The sequence below is a fragment of the Bacillus sp. PS95 genome, from assembly GCF_037963565.1.
In the GTDB taxonomy this organism is placed as follows: Bacteria; Bacillota; Bacilli; order Bacillales; family Bacillaceae; genus Bacillus; species Bacillus subtilis.
On sequence record NZ_CP150160.1, the window covers coordinates 2,814,460 to 2,835,464 of the forward strand.

General features: G+C 41.8%; 27 protein-coding genes, 1 tRNA gene, 1 pseudogene and 1 other annotated feature. Of the genes and pseudogenes, 5 read left to right on the forward strand and 24 right to left on the reverse strand.

What is annotated here, in order from left to right:
• Positions 1–12: 12 nt before the first annotated feature.
• Positions 13–531: an acetolactate synthase small subunit gene (gene ilvN / locus NSQ12_RS14675; protein ID WP_004399096.1), complete on the reverse strand. Its 519-nt coding sequence runs from the start codon at positions 529–531 to the stop codon at positions 13–15.
• On the reverse strand, positions 528–2,252 hold the full coding sequence (gene ilvB / locus NSQ12_RS14680) for an acetolactate synthase large subunit (protein WP_029726372.1): 1,725 nt from the start codon (positions 2,250–2,252) through the stop codon (positions 528–530). The genes ilvN and ilvB overlap by 4 nt, the downstream gene beginning before the upstream one ends.
• A gap of 121 nt (positions 2,253–2,373) precedes the next feature.
• Positions 2,374–2,620: a binding site (T-box leader), on the reverse strand.
• 447 nt (positions 2,621–3,067) lie between these two features.
• Here ilvB and cotQ point away from each other — a divergent pair.
• The 3 genes from cotQ to NSQ12_RS14695 all read left to right on the forward strand — a co-directional run bounded on the left by cotQ (position 3,068) and on the right by NSQ12_RS14695 (position 5,032).
• On the forward strand, positions 3,068–3,403 hold the full coding sequence (gene cotQ / locus NSQ12_RS14685) for an inner spore coat protein CotQ (protein ID WP_004398743.1): 336 nt from the start codon (positions 3,068–3,070) through the stop codon (positions 3,401–3,403).
• A gap of 168 nt (positions 3,404–3,571) precedes the next feature.
• Positions 3,572–4,027, forward strand: a complete 456-nt coding sequence (locus NSQ12_RS14690) for a GNAT family N-acetyltransferase (RefSeq protein ID WP_339175005.1) — start codon at positions 3,572–3,574, stop codon at positions 4,025–4,027.
• Positions 4,028–4,210: 183 nt separating this feature from the next.
• Positions 4,211–5,032: a YsnF/AvaK domain-containing protein gene (locus tag NSQ12_RS14695; protein WP_213414573.1), complete on the forward strand. Its 822-nt coding sequence runs from the start codon at positions 4,211–4,213 to the stop codon at positions 5,030–5,032.
• Between the two features lie 64 nt (positions 5,033–5,096).
• On the opposite strand, the gene NSQ12_RS14700 is transcribed toward NSQ12_RS14695, so the two are convergent.
• The 9 genes and pseudogenes from NSQ12_RS14700 to NSQ12_RS14740 all read right to left on the reverse strand — a co-directional run bounded on the left by NSQ12_RS14700 (position 5,097) and on the right by NSQ12_RS14740 (position 11,648).
• Positions 5,097–5,170 (reverse strand) — tRNA-Arg (locus NSQ12_RS14700).
• Positions 5,171–5,299: 129 nt separating this feature from the next.
• Positions 5,300–5,809: a metallophosphoesterase gene (locus NSQ12_RS14705; RefSeq protein ID WP_017697219.1), complete on the reverse strand. Its 510-nt coding sequence runs from the start codon at positions 5,807–5,809 to the stop codon at positions 5,300–5,302.
• A 15-nt stretch (positions 5,810–5,824) separates the two neighbouring features.
• Complete coding sequence (locus tag NSQ12_RS14710; protein WP_015251523.1) at positions 5,825–6,421, reverse strand: XTP/dITP diphosphatase; 597 nt, start codon at positions 6,419–6,421, stop codon at positions 5,825–5,827.
• Between the two features lie 12 nt (positions 6,422–6,433).
• Positions 6,434–7,171, reverse strand: a complete 738-nt coding sequence (gene rph / locus NSQ12_RS14715) for a ribonuclease PH (protein WP_003246039.1) — start codon at positions 7,169–7,171, stop codon at positions 6,434–6,436.
• 110 nt (positions 7,172–7,281) lie between these two features.
• Positions 7,282–8,382, reverse strand: coding sequence for a spore germination protein GerM (gerM, locus tag NSQ12_RS14720; protein WP_076458233.1), 1,101 nt, complete (start codon positions 8,380–8,382; stop codon positions 7,282–7,284).
• 114 nt (positions 8,383–8,496) lie between these two features.
• Positions 8,497–9,315, reverse strand: coding sequence for a glutamate racemase (gene racE / locus NSQ12_RS14725; protein ID WP_015251521.1), 819 nt, complete (start codon positions 9,313–9,315; stop codon positions 8,497–8,499).
• Positions 9,316–9,322: 7 nt separating this feature from the next.
• Entirely contained in the window at positions 9,323–9,763 is a 441-nt protein-coding gene (locus NSQ12_RS14730) for a MarR family transcriptional regulator (RefSeq protein ID WP_003229573.1), read from the reverse strand.
• A 243-nt stretch (positions 9,764–10,006) separates the two neighbouring features.
• Positions 10,007–10,093: pseudogene (gerE, locus tag NSQ12_RS14735) on the reverse strand (spore germination transcription factor GerE); the annotation flags it as partial.
• Positions 10,094–10,124: 31 nt separating this feature from the next.
• Positions 10,125–11,648, reverse strand: coding sequence for a recombinase family protein (locus NSQ12_RS14740; RefSeq protein ID WP_064670963.1), 1,524 nt, complete (start codon positions 11,646–11,648; stop codon positions 10,125–10,127).
• Positions 11,649–11,780: 132 nt separating this feature from the next.
• Here NSQ12_RS14740 and NSQ12_RS14745 point away from each other — a divergent pair, with 132 nt between their 5' ends.
• Together NSQ12_RS14745 and NSQ12_RS14750 are read left to right on the forward strand one after the other, a co-directional pair.
• Positions 11,781–12,113: a YolD-like family protein gene (locus NSQ12_RS14745; protein WP_339175009.1), complete on the forward strand. Its 333-nt coding sequence runs from the start codon at positions 11,781–11,783 to the stop codon at positions 12,111–12,113.
• A gap of 93 nt (positions 12,114–12,206) precedes the next feature.
• Positions 12,207–12,689 carry a type II toxin-antitoxin system PemK/MazF family toxin gene (locus NSQ12_RS14750; protein WP_250540607.1) on the forward strand — a complete coding sequence of 161 codons (483 nt, stop codon included), beginning with the start codon at positions 12,207–12,209 and terminating at the stop codon, positions 12,687–12,689.
• A 294-nt stretch (positions 12,690–12,983) separates the two neighbouring features.
• Here NSQ12_RS14750 and NSQ12_RS14755 read toward each other — a convergent pair whose 3' ends face one another.
• From NSQ12_RS14755 to NSQ12_RS14815, 13 genes are all read right to left on the reverse strand, one after another.
• Positions 12,984–13,805, reverse strand: a complete 822-nt coding sequence (locus NSQ12_RS14755; RefSeq protein ID WP_339175012.1) for an N-acetylmuramoyl-L-alanine amidase — start codon at positions 13,803–13,805, stop codon at positions 12,984–12,986.
• Between the two features lie 53 nt (positions 13,806–13,858).
• Entirely contained in the window at positions 13,859–14,122 is a 264-nt protein-coding gene (locus tag NSQ12_RS14760) for a phage holin (RefSeq protein WP_116315356.1), read from the reverse strand.
• 15 nt (positions 14,123–14,137) lie between these two features.
• On the reverse strand, positions 14,138–14,407 hold the full coding sequence (locus NSQ12_RS14765; RefSeq protein WP_063336264.1) for a hemolysin XhlA family protein: 270 nt from the start codon (positions 14,405–14,407) through the stop codon (positions 14,138–14,140).
• A gap of 74 nt (positions 14,408–14,481) precedes the next feature.
• A complete protein-coding gene (locus tag NSQ12_RS14770) occupies positions 14,482–15,324 on the reverse strand; it encodes a glycerophosphodiester phosphodiesterase family protein (protein ID WP_198887131.1) in 843 nt (280 codons plus the stop codon).
• A gap of 18 nt (positions 15,325–15,342) precedes the next feature.
• Entirely contained in the window at positions 15,343–15,486 is a 144-nt protein-coding gene (locus tag NSQ12_RS14775; RefSeq protein WP_198887132.1) for an XkdX family protein, read from the reverse strand.
• Positions 15,487–15,840, reverse strand: a complete 354-nt coding sequence (locus tag NSQ12_RS14780) for a hypothetical protein (protein ID WP_198887133.1) — start codon at positions 15,838–15,840, stop codon at positions 15,487–15,489. It abuts the gene before it with no gap.
• A gap of 14 nt (positions 15,841–15,854) precedes the next feature.
• Positions 15,855–17,180: a hypothetical protein gene (locus NSQ12_RS14785; RefSeq protein WP_198887134.1), complete on the reverse strand. Its 1,326-nt coding sequence runs from the start codon at positions 17,178–17,180 to the stop codon at positions 15,855–15,857.
• A gap of 12 nt (positions 17,181–17,192) precedes the next feature.
• The gene (locus tag NSQ12_RS14790; RefSeq protein ID WP_085186924.1) at positions 17,193–17,822 is read right to left on the reverse strand and encodes a DUF2612 domain-containing protein; all 630 of its coding nucleotides are present in this window, start codon (positions 17,820–17,822) and stop codon (positions 17,193–17,195) included.
• The gene (locus NSQ12_RS14795) at positions 17,819–18,994 is read right to left on the reverse strand and encodes a baseplate J/gp47 family protein (protein ID WP_085186922.1); all 1,176 of its coding nucleotides are present in this window, start codon (positions 18,992–18,994) and stop codon (positions 17,819–17,821) included. Before NSQ12_RS14795 ends, NSQ12_RS14790 begins: the two co-directional genes overlap by 4 nt.
• Positions 18,987–19,343, reverse strand: a complete 357-nt coding sequence (locus tag NSQ12_RS14800) for a DUF2634 domain-containing protein (RefSeq protein WP_085186920.1) — start codon at positions 19,341–19,343, stop codon at positions 18,987–18,989. The genes NSQ12_RS14795 and NSQ12_RS14800 overlap by 8 nt, the downstream gene beginning before the upstream one ends.
• Positions 19,340–19,687: a Gp138 family membrane-puncturing spike protein gene (locus NSQ12_RS14805; protein ID WP_015715402.1), complete on the reverse strand. Its 348-nt coding sequence runs from the start codon at positions 19,685–19,687 to the stop codon at positions 19,340–19,342. Before NSQ12_RS14805 ends, NSQ12_RS14800 begins: the two co-directional genes overlap by 4 nt.
• Positions 19,687–20,652 carry a hypothetical protein gene (locus tag NSQ12_RS14810; protein WP_015715401.1) on the reverse strand — a complete coding sequence of 322 codons (966 nt, stop codon included), beginning with the start codon at positions 20,650–20,652 and terminating at the stop codon, positions 19,687–19,689. The genes NSQ12_RS14805 and NSQ12_RS14810 overlap by 1 nt, the downstream gene beginning before the upstream one ends.
• Entirely contained in the window at positions 20,639–20,995 is a 357-nt protein-coding gene (locus tag NSQ12_RS14815; RefSeq protein WP_032722280.1) for a hypothetical protein, read from the reverse strand. The genes NSQ12_RS14810 and NSQ12_RS14815 overlap by 14 nt, the downstream gene beginning before the upstream one ends.
• Positions 20,996–21,005: the final 10 nt, after the last annotated feature.

The window sequence follows — 21,005 nt, forward strand, 5'->3', positions numbered from 1 at the left end:
CCTTGTTATGTTTTATACAATAGATATTGTTTTATTGGATGACGCCTTTTGCTGGGTTCCCCTCGCAAAAGCCGTTGTACCTGTTCTCGCGATTTCTTTAATGCCATAAGGTTTTAATAACTCAATAAGCGCTTCAATTTTGTTAGATTCACCCGTCACCTGAACAACGATGCTGTCTCTGCTGACATCAACGACAGAGGCTCTAAACGGTTCTATGATTCCATTAATCTCTGTTCTCGTTGAAGGTGCGGAGACAACCTTGATTAAGGCCAGCTCCCTCTGGACAATCGATTGATTTGTGATGTCCGTGACTTTCAGCACATCAATCTGTTTGTTGAGCTGTTTCGTTAACTGTTCAACATCATTTTCTCCTTCAACGTGAACGACGAAGGTGATTCTGGAAACGCCGGCTGTTTCTGTGTGCCCAACTGTAATGCTTTCAATGTTGTAATGCCTTTTTGTGAATAGACCGGTGATCCGGTTTAACACCCCGGAGCGGTTCACCACAGTCAATGTGATAATTCTTTTCAAGGTTTCACCCCCACCATTTCATGCAGCCCTTTCCCCGGAGCCACCATCGGGAATACTTTTTCTTCGCTGGCAACCCGCACGTCAATGACAACAGGTTCTCTTGATGTTAATGCCTCTTCCAGCTTTTCCTTTGCTTCCGCTTCTGATGAAATTCTGATGCCTTTAATGCCGTATGCTTCGGACAATTTGACGAAGTCAGGCTGAGAAGCGAATTTAGATTCTGAATAACGTTCTTCATAGAAAATTTCCTGCCACTGTCTGACCATTCCGAGACAAGCGTTATTTAAAATCACTACCTTGACCGGAAGATTTAATTCGCGAATAACATCGAGTTCTTGAAGCGTCATTTGGAATCCGCCGTCTCCGACAACCGCGACAACAGTAGCATCTTTTTCGGCCAGCTGTGCGCCGATCGCCGCCGGAAGACCGAATCCCATCGTTCCAAGTCCGCCTGACGTGACCCATTTATCTGCTTTTTGGAACGGATAAAATTGCGCTGACCACATTTGATGCTGGCCTACATCCGTTGCGACAATGGCCTCTCCTTTTGTAAATTGATGAATATATTCAATCAATTTCTGAGGTTTAAAACCTTCTTCTTCATTATCTACATACCAGAGCGGATACTCTTCTTTCCATTCGGCGAGCTGTTTTTTCCATTCGCTTGAATCGCTTTGTTTGCCGTCTTGTTTGATCAGCTCCTGCAGGACAATTTTGCTGTCTCCGACTACAGGAATCTGTGTTTTCATGATTTTTCCGATTTCAGCTGGATCAATATCGATGTGAGCAATCTTTGCGTTTCTGGCAAAGTGTTTCAGGTTTCCTGTGACACGGTCATCAAAACGGGCGCCGATACTGATTAATAGATCACATTCATGAAGGGCCATATTGGCTGTATAAGTACCGTGCATTCCCGCCATCCCCAGGAAAAGCGGATGGTCAGCCGGGAAGCCTCCGAGCCCCAAAAGGGTGTGTACCACAGGGATTTGCTGCTGTTCAGCATAATTTTTTAATTCTTCTGACGCTTTTCCGTGCAGTACGCCCGCACCCGCCAGGATCACCGGTTTTTTCGCACTGCTCACGGCTTCCACAAGCTTGCGGATCTGCAAATAATTCGGCTCTGTTGTCGGCTGGTATCCCGGGAGATTCATCTCATGATCGTAGCTGAATTCTCCTTCAATCGTTGCTACATCTTTCGGAATATCAATCAATACAGGTCCGGGTCTTCCAGTTGTTGCAATATGGAACGCTTCTTTAATGATGCGCGGCAGATCTTCCGGCTGGCGAACCTGGTAGCTGTGTTTTGTCACTGGCATCGTAATCCCTAAAATGTCCGCTTCCTGAAATGCATCGCTCCCGATTACAGAGGTTGCTACCTGCCCTGTAAAGACAACTAACGGCAATGAATCAATCATGGCATCAGCAAGGCCTGTAACAAGGTTTGTCGCTCCCGGCCCTGACGTGGCAATGACGACACCCGGTTTTCCGGAGACCCTTGCGTATCCCTCCGCTGCATGAATTGCTCCTTGTTCGTGACGGGGAAGGATATGTACCAACCCTGAATTGTATAGCTTATCGTAAATCGGAAGCACAGCCCCGCCCGGATAACCGAAGATCATTTCTACTTTCTCTTTTTTTAATGATTCAATCAGCATTAATGCTCCGCTCATCGTCTGTGTACATTCGGCAGATGCTGAATCCACCTGTACATTAGTCCCCATTTTAGTTCCTCCTTTTGGATTTTCATCCTTTAAAGATCATCTTTTCATTAGCTATATAGCTGATTATTCAATAAAAAAAGCCCTTCCGCCCACAATCAGCCGCGCAGTAACTGCGATAGCTAAAAGGGGCGAAAAGGCTTTTCTTTCCGCGGTACCACCCTTGTTTACGGCCTGTTAATCGGCCGTCTCATGGATATTTCTATCCGCTTTAGTAACGAGTGAATCAAGTTCACCCGGCCAAGTCCTACTGTCATTTCAGACTGGCACTCTGAGGCGAGTTCACCTTGTAAAGCTTCGCCGGTTCTCAGCTAACCCGGTTCTCTGTGGAAAGCTTTTTCAAGGCTACTTATCCTCATCTGCGCTTTTCATATTCAGCCTTCGGAACGGCTTTCCAGCTGTTCAAGAAGGTCGTTTGTTTTTCATTTTTTTAGAATCATACTGCGATGATTTTCGCTTGTGAAGCTTGCGTTTATCTTTTGTTGAACTCATATTACGCCGCTTTGGACGCAGTGTCAACAGCATTTTTTAAAATTATTAGACAATTTCGATTAATCAAACTATATTGTATACGCTTTCATTATTGGTACAAAAGGAATTGCAAATGTTAAAAGTTTTTATAATTTTTTTATTAATCTATCAAGAATAAACCAGAATTATTTAATTTTATATAAACATGTAAGATTTTATAACACGCTATGGTTCGTATATGGATTGAGTCTGACAGATCATCTTGCAATCCATTTCAATTTCGGATAGGCACTTCTCTTGTTCCCTCGGCATACATTAATGATATCTTGCAAAGAAAAGGTGATACGATGAATAAATCATTTGCAGACATGCAAGGATTTCCTGCGGGCTTTCCAAGCTTCCCCAACTTTCCGCAGCAGTACTATCCTGCTGTCCCTCCCTTTTACCAGCAAAGCCAGCAGCCATTTGGAGGCTACGGATACGGACAGCCGTTCAGCCAGGCATACAGCCCGTTAACCACTCCCTCTGGAATGTACTCCTCATTCCCATACGCTTCAGGATTTTACGGACAGCAATTTTCAGGTGCAGGCTTTAGCGGCCATGGCGGCAGCTTAAGTGCTCCAGCGATACATGCCGGCGGATTCAGCGGGGCGCCAGGCGTACACGGAGGCTTTAGATATTAAAGAAGACCACAAGGGCCGAACATCTATTGCGGTCCTTTTATTGTTTTAAAACGACTTCACAAATACAGTCACATTTTCTGTCTTTATATTTGGAAACAGGATGGAATATGATTAAGATGAATTGAACGATATTCTGCACAACCCGTAAGTTTTCGAGGAGGAATAAAATTGCATATAAAAATAGACGATTTAACTGGACGTCAGGTGGTCTCACTTGTGAATGAGCATTTACATAGCATGATGCTTATGTCCCCGCCAGAAAGTATTCATGCCTTAGGTTTAGAAAAACTAAGAGGGCCTGAAATAACATTTTGGAGCGCATGGGAAGGTGATGAACTAGCTGGCTGCGGAGCGCTAAAAGAACTGGACACCCGGCATGGAGAAATCAAATCAATGCGAACATCTGCATCACATTTAAGAAAAGGCGTTGCCAAACAAGTTCTCCAGCACATCATTGAAGAAGCCGAGAAGCGAGGCTATGAGCGGTTAAGCTTAGAAACGGGTTCAATGGCTTCATTTGAGCCGGCAAGAAAATTGTATGAAAGCTTCGGTTTCCAGTATTGTGAACCGTTTGCAGACTACAGTGAAGATCCAACCAGTGTGTTTATGACGAAGGAATTGTGAGACGATTTTATAAGGATAGATAAGTGCAGGGGAAGGTCTGTCTTATCTATCTTTTTTTATATTCACACATTTTTCACCTTTATGATACACGCCAATGTTTTCAATTTTGTTTAATTCAAAGAACAGCGGGAATTACAAACGACATGAACGATATAATGCAAATTCATAAAGGAGGAGATTGATATGAAAAGCATAGTTGGTGTATATGAAACTCCGCAGGAAACCATCGCAGCGATTGAAGGCTTACTCACAAAAGGCTATGATTCTGATGACATTTCTGTTGTGACAAGCCGGCGAGATACAGATTATTTGGAGTCACGTACAGGAACAGAAGTCAATCAAGCCATCGATGCACATCAGGACGAATCTGAATCTTTTTTCGATAAACTGAAAGATTATTTCACAATGGATGATACTTCTACACACAGCAAAGCATTATCCGACTTGGATATTAAAACTGATGAAATAGACAAGTATCAAGAAGATTTGGATGACGGAAAACTTCTGGTAGCCGTCGATACAGATGCAAATGTAAATGCTCCTATTGATAACGGCAATGCCCTTTCAGGCGGCTTTTCAAGCACAAATGAATTGGATTATACAACGAAAGAAGAAAAAACGATGCCGCTCCGGGAAGAACAGCTGAAGGTCGATAAGGAAGACGTTCAAACCGGCGAAGTAGAAATAGGAAAAGAAGTGAAAACAGAAAAAAGAGATATGGACATTCCTGTGAGACATGATGAAATTTATGTCGAACGCCGTCCAGTGGATGAAAATAAAACGGACGCTGCTCCCGTCAACGATTCGGAAGAGATTAGAGTTCCAATCGTTGAGGAAAAGCTTGAAGTGACTAAAAAACCGGTTGTCACTGATGAAGTGGTTGTCGGCAAACGCACTGTTGAAGAAAATGAACATATTTCTGAAACTGTGAAAAAAGAAGAACCTCGTCTGAATAAAGAAGGAAAAGTTGACGGCTTGGATGATGATCCGTTAAATAACAAATGAAAATCATAAGACGACAACAAAAAAACCTCAAATCCTAAATGGATTTGAGGTTTTTCTTTTGGTACGTCCCAGGAGAGATTCGAACTCCCGACCGACGGCTTAGAAGGCCGTTGCTCTATCCAGCTGAGCTACTGGGACACGTTTTGTTTTTTGTTTTTCGCTTTAACTATCAGCGACAAGATTTATTATATATGGGATGCAATAATAAGTCAACGGTTTTTTAGAATTTTTTTCATGAGGAAGAAAATTTTCTTCCTCATGACATTTTCATAGTGTGACTCGATTTTGCAGATCCTCAATTTCATTGCCTGCTTGGTCGTAAAAACGGACTGACGCAGCATCATTTTCTAATGTCAGTATAGCATAGCTTTCTGTCCTGCGCACCCTCGGAAGCCGGATGCTGCCTGGGTTAATCATCAGTTTTCCGCGCAGCACTTCGCTGCCCGCGATGTGCGAATGCCCGAAGCAGATAACATCCGCTCCGAGCTCCTCTGCACGATAGTATACGTTTAACAAGGTCTGTTTTATACCGTGAAGGTGGCCGTGTGTGACCAGTATTTTTCTTGAGCCGGCAGTCAGAAGAAGCTCGTCCTTAAAATCGCCGGCAAAATCGCAATTGCCTTTTACAACCGCATAAGGCTCCAATGCAGGATGCCTCGTTTCAAGCTCAGAGTCCCCGCAATGAATCATGAGATCAACTTCTGCCTCATGCCGTTTCGCAATGGTTTGGAGTTCTTCTTCAAGCCCATGGCTGTCACTGATAATCAGCACGTTCATGTACAAGCTTCCTCCTTATGCCTCCAAAAGCTTAGACAGCTTTTTAAGCGCGTCAGCCCTATGGCTGATTTTATTTTTTTCATCACTTGTCAGTTCAGCCATTGTCTTATCTTTATCTTTCACGATAAAAATTGGGTCATAGCCAAAGCCATATTCTCCTCTCGGTTCTTCGGCAATATACCCTTCAACATGGCCTTCGACTGTTTTTGTTTCCTCTCCGGGAATACTCACGGCCAGTGCGCAGCGGAAACGGGCGGTGCGCTGTTCTTTTTCGATACCTTTCAGCTCGCTGAGCACTTTTTCGATATTTGCCTGGTCGTCTTTCTGTTCCCCTGCATAGCGGGCTGAATAAACCCCGGGTCTGCCGCCAAGATTATCGATGGATAGACCGGAGTCGTCCGCAATCACCATTTTGTTCACTGCTTTGGCAACAGCTTCCGCTTTCAGAATGGCATTTTCTTCAAATGTATGGCCTGTTTCTTCAATTTCCTCTGTGAATCCAATTTCAGCTAAAGATTTGACATCATAGCCTCTTGGCTCAAGAATTTCTTTGAATTCCTTCACTTTTCCCGGATTATGTGTTGCAATAATTGCTTCTTTCATGATGATCAAGCCTTTCTGTCTTTATTTCAGTTCTGGCAGAGAATCACCCAGCACTTCTTTTTGCTTGTCAATCAGCTCTTGAATTCCTTTTTCCGCAAGACCCAGAAGACCGTTCAGATCCTCTCTTGAAAAAGTCGCCTCTTCCCCGGTTCCCTGCAGTTCCACAAAACGGCCGCTGCCTGTCATGATGACATTCATGTCAACTTCAGCGGAGGAATCTTCTTCATAATTTAAATCTAACAAAATTCCCTGTTCCTTATCAATTCCAACAGAGATCGCAGCAAGAAAATCAGTGATCGGATTTGTCTTGATTGTTCCTGCTTTGATCAGCTTGCCAATCGCAATCGCCATAGCAAGAAATGCGCCTGTAATGGAAGCTGTTCTAGTTCCTCCATCAGCTTGAATGACATCACAGTCAATCCAAATCGTCCGTTCACCGAGCTTTTCCAGATCTACAACAGCTCGAAGCGCGCGGCCGATCAGGCGTTGGATCTCCATTGTTCTGCCGGAAATTTTCCCCTTAGAAGATTCTCTGATTGTTCTTTGGTTTGTTGCCCGCGGCAGCATGCTGTATTCAGCAGTAATCCAGCCTTTTCCCCCGCCCCGCAAAAACGGCGGCACGCGATCCTCAACGGACGCATTGCAGATTACTTTTGTATTTCCCGCTGTTATTAGAACAGAACCTTCCGGATGGCTGATAAAATCCAAATCGAATGTGATTGGGCGCAGCTCATCATGTTGTCTTCCGTCATGTCTCATGTTTTACCTCCGATTGTATGTACATAAACCATTTTTGTCCCGGAATTGAATAAAGAAAGAGGCAGCCGGAACGCTAACCTCTTTCTTCCTAGTATATCAAAAATCCCAATTTAAAAACTACCCGTATTCACTTGAGAAGGTCTGGAGACCGGTTCTGTGAGCTTTTCGCCTTTTTCATTTACAAGCTCTGATTTTCCGTTCACTTTAACAGAGACGCTTTTTACATCCGGCTGCTCCGTTAACGTCAGCACAATGCTGTTCAGCACTTCTGAAGAAATCATTTTCGTCTTCTCATCGGCGCTGCCGAATATAGATTGATTGAAATCCAACGTCACGCGCCCGTCTTTGATTTTCGGTTTGCTGACAAGCTTTACATCTTCACTGAAGTCTGTTAACAGCCCGCTCACCTTGCTTGGCCCTTTAGCCAATTCATTAATGGCTGCTGTGATGTCGTCTTTTTCCGAATTGTCGATTCGTTTGGTCACCGGCACGTAGTATTCACTGTCTTCGTTTTCCGCCAAGTAGTAGACTGTCAGCGGATGGGTAGCAGTGAGATCATTTACACCGGCTGTCTCCAAATTAATGCCGTCTTTGCGGCTTAAATCATCTGAGATCGGCGTCCCTCCTACAGGCATCTCCTTCAGTTCATGCCCGTTTATTCTCAGCTTCACTTTATCTATCGAACTAAATTGCGTCAGCGTCCACGTCACAGATTGAACGATTTTCTGTTCGTCTTCTTTCTTATAATTTTTGAACTCATTAGAGAAATCAGCTATCGCGGTTCCATCTTTTTTGATGTCAACGTTAACGGTGGTGTCAGCCGGCAATACAGCTCTGAAGCCATTCGGAAGAATTTCAGACACAGGCCCGCCCTGTACGAGGTATTCAAGCGCCTGCTTAGCCGTGCTCTCACTTTTAGGGAGAGGCAGCGTTTGCGCAACAACATACCCGTTTTTATCAATGAGATAAAGCTCCCTCATGACAGTAGATGAGGCTTGATCCGCTTTTGCTGTATCGCTTTTTTCACTTTCTGTTTTTTTGGCTGCTGTTGTATTTGAATTGGCACCCGCTTCATCGTTCACGAATGTAACGTCTTGAGGCGGATCAATTTCCTCGGCTGCCTTATCAGATTGAAACAAACCGCATCCGGATAAAAGCAAGACAGAGGTGAGACAAGTGGCACCAATGACTGCAGGTCCTTTTTTCAGCATACTTTTCCCTCCTAAGGATGTTTGTACTATTATGTATACGAGCCTCTTTAGGAAATAGACCGAAGAATTCCGGCAAAACAGAAAAAAACCCGCAACATACCGTTGCGGGGAAAACTATCTTCTAATCGGTTCTTGCAGTGAGATGCATTCCACATGGCCGACTTCATGGCCAAACCAATCGTCTGCGATTTTTGCAAACTGATCACGCGCCCCTGTTGTCAGGAACTGATGATCCGGGGCATTCGCAGACTGGTTCAGCAGCCCTTTATACGAGAGAATCGTGCTGACTTCCCGGGCTGTTTCATCGCCGGACGAAATAATGTTAACGTGTTCTCCCATATATCTTTGAATGGCTTCTTTCAAAATGGGATAGTGGGTGCAGCCTAAAATCAGCGAATCAATCGATGTGTCTTTTAACGGATACAGCGAGGTTTTGACAATCTCGTCTGCTGTTTTGTCGAGAAACTTCCCGCTTTCTACAAAAGGCACAAGCAGCGGGCAGGCAAGGTTTTCAACCTTCAAATCAGGGTTTAATGCCAAAAGCGCTTCTTCGTATGCATTGCTCTTAATCGTATTCTCTGTGCCGATGACACCGATATGCTGATTATCCGTCACTTTTATCGCTGCTCTCGCACCAGGCTGGATGACTCCGACCACCGGTATACCGACGCTGCGCTGGATGTCATCCAAAGCGATCGCTGTTGCTGTATTACAGGCGATCACGAGCATTTTGATGTGGTGGTTTTCGAGTAAATAATTCGTCAGCTCCCACGTATATTGAAGCACCTCTTCTTCAGGGCGCGGCCCGTAAGGACACCGTTTCGTATCCCCGACGTAGATAATATTTTCTTTAGGTAGCTGTCTCATGATTTCCTTCGCAACGGTTAAACCGCCAACCCCGGAATCAATGACTCCTATTGGTTGTTCCAACAAAATCGCCTCATTTTCTCTTCATTTCATGCTGCAGTTTCATCAAAGATTTTTCGAAGATGGCTATTTCTTCATCTGTAAACGATTCGAACATATCACGCAGATATTCCTGTCTTTTTGTAATGACCTCTTGGATAATCCGTTCTCCTTCAGGCAGCAGATGTATCCTGACAACACGTCTGTCCGCCGGGTCCTTGACCCGCTCAACAAGCTCATTTTTTTGCATGCGGTCGATTAAGTCCGTTGTCGTGCTGCATGCCAGATACATTTTGCCCGATAATTCACCGATTGTCATATCTCCTAATTCATAAAGCCATTGCAAGCCGACAAATTGCGGCGGCGTAATCGCATATTGGTTAAGGATTTCTCGTCCTTTTTGCTTAATGATCGCGGCAATGTGGCGGAGTGACTTTTCAATATCCGCAACATGCTCCAAAGGTTTTGATGTCATTTGTCCATCCCTCACTCAAGGATCTCTTACGCACAAAAGCGTTCCGTGTCTATTTTCCTTCTTTTTTGAAGAAAATGCAAGACTCGCAGGAGAGAAATAGAGGACTTTAGTCAAACAACATCAAGAAATAAAATTTAATTTATGACTTGCCTACGTTTTGCACAGCATTCCAAATATGGTTTCGAATGTTCCAAACAAACAGCAATAACCGGCTCCTTCCAAAAGAAGGAATACCGGCAAGGATTAAAGCTCTAGCTCACCCATTCTAAGAAGCTCAACAACGGCTTGCGAACGCCCTTTCACACCCAATTTCTGCATGGCATTTGATATGCATATCTATCGCAAACTAAAACAATAATAATCACTTGAATTTATAATGGAAATCGACTGTTCCATCCTCGTATATTACAAGTTTATCAATAAGCGCTGAAAATGCTTCGAATAAATCCTGATCAGTTCTTTCCAGCTGCGCGAATGCATTCTTTATATTTGATATGTCGATTGTTTCTTCTTCCTCACGCTCAAGCATGAACAGCTTATCGTTCAGTTTTTCAATTTGTTCTTCAAGCTCTTTTCGCTTCGCCTGGAATTCCGCCTTAGTGATCAGCTGATCTTCCAAGTACAATTCGATTAGACGTTTTTTCTTGTTTTCTGCGTTTTCAATTTCTATTTTCGTTCGCTTGATCCGGTTTTTCTTCTGCTCTTCAAAATCCGACTTTACATCCAATTTTAACTTCTTGCCCTTTTGTTTCAGTGTTTTAATAACAAAAGCCCGCAAGTCCTTATATTGCATCGGAGCATGGTTTACACAAAGAGCAGTTCCACCTCGTCTATAGGCGCTACACTTCAAATAATTAAACTCTTTCTTCTCACGTTTCTGATTGTATTTGTACGACGGCAGCACAACCATATTGCAACCGCACACACCACATTTCATCATTCCTCGTAGCTCATTCCGAGGGTTAAAACGCTTTTTACGCATCTTGTGTTCTTTGTTATTAGCTTTCTCATACTCTTCTTCTGATATGATCTTAGGACACCAGTCTTTGTAAACAGTCCATTTTTCTTTTGGGTTGCGGATAAATTTTTTCCGTCCCCCTATTTTGACTTGAGTATGTCTATTGGCAATAAACACGCCACAATAAATAGGATTCTTTAAAATCGTTTGTACTGTAGACAGCTGCCAAAACTCAGTCTTTTGAGGCTTTACAATGTTTCCAAGTGCCAATTCTTCGTTAAGCTTGAGAACGATCCTTTTATGTCCATATCCATGATTATTATGAAGATCAAAAATAAAACGTACGACTTTTGCTTCTTCTTCATTGATAGCTAGGAATTTACCTTCTTTCTTAAATCCAAAAGGTACACGGCCGGAATGTTCACCACGGCGGGCTTTTGCTGCTAGCGCCCCACTGGCTGCCACTGAAATTGTTTGAGGGTATTGGGCTGCAAACATTGAAAACATTTCAAATTTCATTGAGTTTTTGCCTTCATATAGACTATCGTAGCCCTCTTCAAGCGTCACAACTCTTACACCGTGGGCCAATAAAACCTCTCGAATTTCAAGGGCATCTTTAAGATCACGTGCAAGCCGGCTGATTGATTTAAAAACAACCATCTTCAACTTTCTTTTTTGCGCCTTATCTAAAATAAGCTGCATCGCTTTCCGATCAAGCAGGACTGTTCCGCTTATCCCATCATCTAATTGGATTGCTTCATCTTTCCATTCGTAATTATTTTTCTCAATCCAATGATGACAAATATCAATTTGGTTGGCTATTGATGTCACCTGTTCATCCTTTTCTGAGGAAACCCTTGCGTAAACTGCATAAGGGTAATCTTCATATTTGATGATCTCCTGTGTTTCTGTCTCTTTGAAGAACACTAAACCACCCCATTATTTTGCATTTGGTACATTTTAGTGTGATTATAGCATAATGATTACGAACCTCCTATACTTTTCCGGTTGATTTTCGAACATTTGTTCTTGTATAATTTGTTCAGGGAGTTGATCAGAATGAACGAGGGTATTTACGACAAGAGATGGGAACAAAAATTTATTTTGCCTGAGCAAAGGGCAGCGCTATTAAATAGGAAGAAACAAGTCCAAAAAATTGAAAAACCCATCCTAGATGAATACCAACTGGAAGAAATGGCCCGTGTTATTTGCGAGGCGATGGAATTCAACTCGGTTCTGGTCATCAGTGTATACAGAGACGGTTTTATTGAAGTAGTCACAGGACATGTTCATTACATAGATGAAGTGAACCAGAGGTTACATGTGAAGGATTTAAAAGGTGATACAAATTTTATTAATTTAAGTTCCATGATAAATGTTGAAATGAGATAACCTACTGACTTTTTAATAAATTCCCACTTTAATTCTCTTTTTATTTTAAAAATCATTTATAATTAAATGATACTAAAAAAAGGGATGGTCAAATTGTCAGAAAATCAGTTAGTGATTACTAAACATCAGAAGCTTGAAGAGTGGAACATCAGAAAAAAAGAGTTAGCAAAAAACTGGATTGAAAACAAACAAAGTTTAAGAGGCAGGGGAATTGTCCAAGGTGGAATTTATTTGTGTGAGCTTGGGGAAAATTTAGGCTCTGAACAAAACTCAAATATCGGAGAAGACAGGCCGGTGATAGTTTTATCAAATAATACTATCAATTCAACTGGTGAAAATATTATTGTTGCGCCTTTATCTAAAACTTTAAAATTTAGAAAAGGAACCAACATTCCCAAATATAGAAGTCATTATTTCTTATTCACAAAAAAATATTCATTTTTGACTTATGATTCTGCTATTAAAGCTGAGGAAATGAAAGCTGTAAGTAAGGTCAGATTAAACAAGAAGTTAGGCGAAATTTCTAAAGAGGACTTTAAAAGAATAATTACACGAGTAAACTGGACGATTTCATAACTGATTGTTGACAAAACACTAAAACTGCAGTATATTATAGACAAATACTTCGTCCATCATAGTCATGGACAATTCGCACGCTCATGAATGCGTGATTCTGTCTGAAAAAACCGGATTGTTTATCTAACATTCGGTTTTTTCCTTTATAACAGTGTATTTTAGTGTTTTTTTTCGATAAATTGCATATGATAAATTATACTTCGCTCGTCTCGTCACGAGCAAATCACCCTGGGTATCATACTCAGGGGTTATTTATATAAAAGCCCTCAATTCATGAGGGCTTTTTATTTATCCTTATTTGAGCAAAGCTTCTAGTTTCGCTTTCGTTTTCGGTCCATAAATGCCATCAGGATTTAAACCATTCATCAGCTGGAACCGTCTTACTGCATCAGCTGTTTTTGGTCCGTAATAGCTATCGATACCAAAGTTTTTGGCTTTCTTATCCGGATAGAAATGCAATGCCGCCAACGCTGTTTGAATCTGTTCAACAGCATCACTATGCGTCAATGGGCTTCTTACTTTAAAGATGCCAGAAGGCAGATTAAAAGATGTTTTCTTTTTGCTTGAGCTTGGTTTTTTCACTGCCTTGGACGAAGTTGTTTTCTTGCTGGATGATTTGCCGCCAAGTGCTTTTAATTCAGCATCAATAGCCGCTTTAACCTCATTCCAGCGTCCCTCGTCTAAAATACGATGCGGGCAATACTTTCCGCTCCAATCTTGGTGCTTCCGCACTCGATCAATACCCCATCCGCGTTCTTTAAGCAGCTGAGCAACAAACTTGATAGCCAACTTTTCAGCAGCCCTGTATTTAGGCCCTCCTGACTTGCTGTAGCAGATTTCAACGCCAATAGACTTACGGTTCCCGGTACCGTTTGTTCCGTCTCCTGTATGCCATGCATTGCGATCTGTTGGGATGCCCTGCCTTACCTCTTTATCATCAACAGCAAAGTGAAAGCTCGTTGAACTTGTGTTTCCGATCATATAGCTGACCTCGTTAGCAGCAGATGCATCATTGTAAGTGTTATGAATGGTGATGTATTCCGCGGTCATCGGATTAGGGCATTTTAAAGCGTATTTTGCTTCTGATACAAGGTTCTTTTTCACTGCGATTGTCATAAATGATCTCTCCTATTCTGTTTTTGAATTAGAAAGAGCCGCCAGCTGGCAGCTCACTTGGTTAGATTGTGATTTTTCAGGACAGCTTTTTGCTGATGGCCTTTTGCAGTCACATAGTTGTTTTTGAACCATGCTGTAAATGTCGTGCCAATAGTAAAGGCTATAGAGCCCGCAGTGTACAGCGCATCCGCAAGTTGGTTCACTTGTGCATCAGTAATATCCAAGGGTGATTTACCAAACATCAGCATTGTTTGGTTGATAAGCGCAATTAAAAGAAGCACCGTCCGGACGACCGTGCCTTTGTCAAAGTTTTTCATATTGTGTATTCCTCCTTATTTTTGCAAAACGGTATAAAAAATAGCAATTGCTCCCCCTATAACTCCGGTGGAAATCGCTGTGATAATTGCACCCGTTATGGTGCGCTTGATCCAAGTTGTGTTCTCTTCAATTTTGTTGAGCTTTTCGTTCAGCGTCATGATTTGCTGGTCTTGTCGGTCAGATACTCTTTCCAGTGCGGAAACTCGCTGCTCAAGCGCTTTATGCTCACCTTTCATGACTGTTAAATCCTGCTGAAACACATTCATATCTGGTACCTCCGTCAATTGTGACATTAGTACACCCTCCTTTTATCTATTTCATTCGATTTCACCTCCTTTGAGGCAAAATAAAAAACCCGTCAATTTGACGAGTTTAATAGTTTCTCAGTATAAGCCGGATTATTGGAAAAAAATCCATCGACCCTTAAATTAATCATTTTCATTGTTAGTTTTTTCTCATTCTCCGCATCAAAAAATACATGAATCTGTAAATTCGCTGCATGAACTTTTTCAACAGTGGATTTATCAACTAATTTAGCATTGGGGCCTACTGCATAAGCATAACTTTTTATCTGCTTTAGCTTATCACTATTTAAATCCTTCACTTCCCCATCACGAAGTAAACGCACCAGTGGTATCTCTTTATTAATAGAATGTATCTTCTTTAAACTCTTTTCACTGAATGATTGTAATACCACTTTGTGTTCGGCTAATAGATTGTATTTATTTAGAATGTCAATGAGTTTTTGTTCCATTACTAAATTGCCGTTATTATCTTCTCTCGTTTCGATATAATACTTTGTTGAAAGACCAAATTCTTTTATTATCTCTTCTATTGTCAATATTTTTTGACCCTTACCTGCATTGAATTTTTTTAATTGAGACAGAGTAAGATCCTGAATTTTCCCTTTTCCGTTTGTTGTTCTTTCAACATCCTTATCATGGACTGCAACCAACTCATGATCTTTAGTTTGCCTTAGATCAATTTCAATAAAATCTGCTTTATCTTTTATTGCACGCTTATATGAGAGTGATGTATGTTCCGGTTCTAATGCTGAAGCGCCCCTATGTGCGATTATTAATGGATGATAATTAGGTGTTTTTGAAGGTTGTCCAGAACCCTTCACAACTGAACCTTCATATGTTGAACACCCACTTAAAATTATGGAAACTATAAAAAGTAAATAGATAGTATTTTTCATAAAGTTAAAATATCATATTTAATCTGTAATAACAATATCTTCCTCAACTATTTCTTCATATTCACTCTCGGTTATTTTATTGTATGAGACAAAAGCTTTAACGTCATCCCTTGAATAACATCCCCAGTTATAACATGCACGAATGCTTTCATACCAATCCATTCAAATTACTCCTTTTTGCGTAAGTGATAATATTAAATCAGCATACATTTTGGCCTGTTGTTGAGCCATCGATTGAGTTTCAGCTAATTGGGAGATAAGTAATGCATTTTGTTGTTTAAGTAAATCCAAATCAGAAGGTTCTTTTTTGGGCTCCAAACTTAAAATATAGTCCTCGGATGCTGCCTCCCACCATTCATTTAATTCTGGATGAAATTGCGGCTTAAACATACCATCAGGAGGCGCAATTGTTGTACAATTTTTAGGTAGATTTACTTCTTCATCAGTACCTATTTCATTAATAATCATAGGAGTTTCAAATATATAGTCATCGTCGTATTTATAGACTTGTATCATTCTAAAAAACCTCCTTAAACCGCCTTAAAACTAAACCCTAAACTGATAAAAACGTTTGGTTTTACAGTGTTCGTACAATTTTCAATAATCACTTTCCCATCAGTATTTACAAGTAGCCTATGTGTTTGTGGAATACCTGACATGCCACCTTGTGAAGCTACTCCAACCCACTGAATTGCCCTAGCAGGTCTATACCCTACCGGTAGCACGAAAGCAGGCACCCCGAACCCAATGGTACCTTTAGCAATAGCGCCTTCTACAATTACTGTTCCAGTAATATCCTTGGCATATCGAACTTTAAACTTTGTTTGATCTGTTTCATTTACATCAGTATAGTTAACCCAATTATTTTGTAAAACTGGTGAGAACCATGTTAATTCGGTTAGTTTTTTTTCTAGGTTATCAGTGTATGACTTTGCACGGGCTTCAGTTTCTACTTTAGACCATCCAGCCCATCCTTGATTTAAGTCCAAATAATTTGTGAAAACATTGTTTTTATAATCAATTGCAACCACATAACCAAATGTCCCCTTTCCATGACTATCGACTGAGGTAAAGTGAAAAAATCCCCTAGTTGATAATGTAGAAGGCGCATTTGTAGGCTTTCCTGTTGAATAAAAGGTTCCGAATGTCTTTCCAGTTTCAACAATTTTACTTAGAAAATCATCTGTGTCTGCTATGGATATTAGGACTCCTCCCCCATCATTAGTAATTTTAGATAGTTGAGCCTCGTTCCACTTTGTTCGCTCTGATGCAGTTATATGAGCAGTCGTATCTTTTACATGATCATCAAATTCTGTTTTGGTTGCCTGTTTGTCATTGGTAACTTTACTGAGTCCGACTTGATCTTTTGTCACCCCATGAGGGTTGCTTTTATCATTAATGTGTTGATCAGTATACGTTTTTGCATTTTTTTCGGCTGTATCAGCTTTGTTTTGCGCCCCTGTAGTCGTTTCCTTCGCATTCCAATTTGAACGCTCTGTGACCGTGATATGGCGTATGGAATCTGTATTGTGTGCGTTGAATTCTGTTTTTGTTGCTTGCTGCACGTTGTCTACGTTTCCTAAACCTACTTGGGCCTTTGTAACCTGGTTGGGGTTATCCCTACGTGCAGCAAATTCATCTGTATAAGCTTTTGCTGTTTTTAAAGCAGTGGAAACGTCATCCTGCGTTGCTGCTATTTCTTGCAATTCCTTTAGTGCATGATAGGCGGTATACTGATACCAGTTGAACCAATCCGCAGGGGGATGATCCATTGGTTTGTATCCTTCATCAATGGAGGACTGCGGGGGCCTCTGCCCGGCGTTCCCCCATTCAGGCAATTCTTTTGTAAAAGGCATAAAAATCACTCCTTAAATCGGTAAAGGGTAATCATCTTCAGGCTGAAAAATTCCGCCGAGTGTTCCCCCATCTGTCCCGTCTGTTGAAAATCCATATTGACTCGTTTCTATAGAGTTAGCAGAGGATGAAAAACGAAAGGTGCCGTTTAAATCTACATAAGCCACCCGTACGCCTGCAGCTACTGTTTTTTGAACGATATTCGAAAACTGTGTTGCACTCATTCCAACTTTGCTCAAAGCCTCAATGGGTGCCTTTTTTACGATAATGGCAGCCGGTTCATCTTCATTGTTTTCCTTGCTACTGACAATGTGTATTTCACTTGGCTTGCAGTTCAGTGTTTTGGCTAAAGCTTCAATGATCCGGTTAGTGGTGCCATCTGATACATTTCTGGCAATCTTGCCGCGAATAAGCACTCGATAAATTTCATCAGTGGCACGGCCCCGATCCTGCGACACGTTGTCACCAAGTAGATCCAGAGCCTTTCCTTTTGCTGCGTCAATATCCCGCCAGTTCTCAGCCGTAATCAGTGCGCTTTTAAGTGCTGTCAGCTGTTCATCGACAATTAGAAAAAGCTTACCGATATTGCTCTTTTCATCTTTCAAAAAGGCATCGGTCAGCTTTCCTATTAAGTCTTTAATCATATGAGATTCACCACTATTTCATCAAAATGTACCTGGGCAACCTCTTTAGGTTCAATCTCAATGTTTGACTGTGAAACGCTTGTCGCATCTTTCCCCATCTTGATTGTTACATCAAAGACACCATCTACTTGATATACCGCGTTGAATAACTGCGACAATATAACATCATCGCCCATTTGTGAGCCGGTATAGTAAGAGCCGTTCGCATCAATTCCCCCGATTTTATAAACGAGGTTGTTTTTGATCTGGCTCACTCCATCAATTGGGAAAGAAGCATTTGTTTTTAAATCCAACTGCAGATATATTTTGACTTCCCTTGCAAAATCAAATTTAACAGCATGATCAAGCCCGCTGGCGTCAGTTATGGTGACAACTTGCTCCCCGACCGTTTCAATTCCGGCAGCAACACTGTCAAACAGTGCTTGCGCAACATCATCTTTTGTGCCGCCAAGTACATAAGCATGAATGCTTTTAGGCGGGTTACCTTCTGCATCTGTCTGCATGGTATTATTGGCAACAATGTTCGCTGAACGGACGCCTGAAACGTTTAGCAGGGCTGAAATAATACCTCCGTTAGTAGATGCTGAACTGCCTTCCACAGATTTCTTTATACGCGCCCTGAATTCCGAATCTGTTTCCTCGTCAGCACCGCCAGCCGATGGTTCCGGATTTGTAACTGAATACACGCCCTCTGAGGGCTCTGCCTGCACGGTAATGGTATTTGCTGCAACATTGTTTATAACGCCCTTAGAAAGCGAGACAGCCGTCCCTAAGCCTGTCCCATTCTCCTCAATAACAACGTCCTCAATCAATTCAAAATAAATGCCTGATTCCGTAGTAAACTGAGTTTGTTCTTCAATTACGATGCCGGGTTCTCCAGTAAAGGACAGAGTCACAACTGACTCCGCAGCTCGCTCCCGGGTGATTCCCGAGTTGCTGCCAAGACGATCGAGCTGCACGCCCTCAGACTTACTGACAAAGCCGCTGTTATAAACCCTTTCTGCAATGTCCCACAAGCCGGCCAGAAACCAAGCAAAGATACGAATAATAATTCCTAATGGCGTTTTACTGGATGTGTTTACATCCTCCCCGAATTGTTCCCGCGCCCGGTCCTCCATACTATCAACAAGCTCGGAATATGTTTGCCGTTGAAAGCCCGTTTCATCAAGCAAGATCAACCCCCCCTATCTCAATTGTTTCTTCATCCTCTTTTGTCATTTTCACATGCAATGCAAGACTGCGAGACTCTTTATCCATTAGAAAGTTCACCGATTCCACACTGGCAATACGCTCTTCTTGAGAAATGGCATTTATAATGTCATATTGCGCCTCTTCTTGATCAAACTGCTTTCTTAAAATGTTGCTGCGATCAAGGCCGACATGTTCATCAAGCTCAAACTCTCCTAAACTTGTTCTAAGGATCATTTCTACTGATTGAGCCAGCTCAGCATCACCCTCAACCATTTGTAAGTCACCATTTTCAAAACAAAGATCCCCGTCTTTAAGCTTGAGAGTTTTCATCCTTCCCACACTCCTATAACAACTGGATCGTTTATACTGTGTGTGCGCCTCGAATCCGGATCAAAGGTTTTATTGCCGTCCAGGTTATCCAGTGAACGTTCAGCAAATGAAACAAACACGCAGGACCCTACTTTAATATCAGCTTCGACATGTTTCAAAACAGGCGCATGTTCGATTAAAGGGTATTCATGTAGATACTCACCATCATTGGTTTGAAACAGCAATTTCAGATCGGCAGTGTGTTTATCAGCATTGTAATTTACAACCCGTGCTGGAGCCGTTGTATGGATTGATTGTTTTATCCGCTGTTCGAATCCGTCAAAGAACTTTGTCGCTTTACTCATTAAATCACCCTACATTCTGTGAAAAAGTCTTTACCGTCAAAGGAATGAGAGCCATCTTTCACACGATATTTCCCTTTCGCTGTCTTGCTGTTTATTTCTATGATTGAAGCAACTGCGATACGATGCTGTAAAAGGCATTTCACCTTATACCCTTTGAGATCATCTTCCTCAAATTGTTCTGGCGTTTCCACCAGTCCTGTTGCTTCTTCGAGCTTGAAACGTTCGTCATCCCCTTGACTGAGTGGCCGAATAACAGGACGGCCCCGCCGATAATACATGACTGCCCCAGCATCATGAATGACCTCTTCAAGATTGTTTTCGATCAATCCGGTGACACGATAGCCTTTTTTATAAACTTTATTTTTAGGCAGAATGATATTTTTCACTTTAATACCGAGTACCCGCAGAAGCTTATCGACAATTTGCCTTGAGGTTGTGCCTGCCTTGAACGTAATTTTCATATATCTCTTACGGTATCTGACCTCTGTTCGGGTGCCGTAATTCCTGACCGTTTTATATGTCCGGCCGTTCTTGTCTTTTTTATAAGTCACCACAGGCTTTGCGAGCTTGTACCGCTTTTTCACGTAATATTTTTCAGCAGGATCAGCGTTTTCAGTGGTTACTTTCATATGGGTGTAATCATCGCCATCTTTTGAATAGATGGCCGTTACCTTATTCAAACCGTCCCAATTATTCAGCACCTTGGTAACTTTACCGATAGTTAAAACACCGTAATCGTCTTTATAACCAGCTTGAACAGTGATAGTGCTGCCTTTTTTAATTTTGCTGATTGAATCTTTGCTTAGATTGTATATTTCAACCTTTGTTTCATTCGGTTTGAAGTCATCATCGAACGGGACCTCAAAATGAATCTCTAAGTCTTTATAATCGAAAGTGGTTTGTGAACTGCCGTTATCTATCGTGACCTTAACGACACGCCCAAATAGCATTTTATTCGTCGCCATCGTCTTCGCCCTCCGCATCGTCCGAGACATCATCAATATAAAGAAACACGGTTTGCATAAAATTCTCGTATGTAACCCGTGTTTCTGTATTCGATTCATCCATAGGGATTAAGGAGGGTGCCGGCAGCTTCTCGTTTACAATGTCTTCCCACAAAGGAACGTTCAAAATCAATTTTTCACCCAGCACGATTGGTTCCATGTCCTGATCGTATAAATCAAGTGAGAAACTATCGTCTGTCTGGTTGTAATTGATACGCAAAATGAACGTGTCATCTGCTAAATCAAATTCAAACTGCTGGGGTATGTCCTCTTTGTCAAAAGGAATGTAATCTCTCGATGCCATGCCTTTCCCT